2 pseudogenes are annotated in these 524 nt (G+C 76.3%); both read left to right on the top strand.

The annotated features are described in order from the left end of the window. Window positions 1-264, top strand: a pseudogene (locus QYM41_RS17865) (pseudouridine synthase); the annotation flags it as partial. Window positions 265-273: 9 nt separating this feature from the next. Continuing rightward, window positions 274-524: pseudogene (locus QYM41_RS17860) on the top strand (prephenate dehydrogenase); the annotation flags it as partial.

The raw sequence follows: 524 nt of genomic DNA, 5'->3' as shown, positions 1-524 counted from the left end.
GGCATCGAGCACGAGGACGGCATCGCCTCCGTCGCCTCCTGCCGGCTCGTGTACTCCACCCCCGGCCTCCTGCTGGTCGAGGTCGTCCTGCACTCCGGGCGCAACCGCATCGTGCGCCGGCTCTTCGACGCCGTGGGCCACCCCGTCGAGAAGCTCGTGCGCACCGAGGTCGGCCCCATCCGGATCGGGGACCAGCGCCAGGGGACCATCCGCCGCCTGTCGAAGACCGAGGTCGGGCACCTCCTCGCCTCGGTGGGCATGTAGGGAGCGCCCGTGACGCAGACCCCCACCGCACCGCCGACCCCCGCGGCGACCGCCGGGCCCGTGCTCGTGGTCGGCGCCGGCCTGCTCGGCGCCAGCATCGGGCTGGGCCTGCGCCACCTCGGCGTGGACGTCTGGCTGCAGGACTCCTCGCCCACCGCCGAGGCCGTGGCCCAGGACATCGGCGCCGGCCGCTCCTGCCGCGCGGCGGGGCAGGACCGGGTGCCGGAGCCGGCCCTCGTCGTCGTCGCCACCCCGCCCGA

The organism is Kocuria oxytropis (assembly GCF_040981195.1).
In the GTDB taxonomy this organism is placed as follows: Bacteria; Actinomycetota; Actinomycetes; order Actinomycetales; family Micrococcaceae; genus Kocuria; species Kocuria oxytropis.
This window is presented reverse-complemented; position numbering and strand designations above follow the sequence as displayed.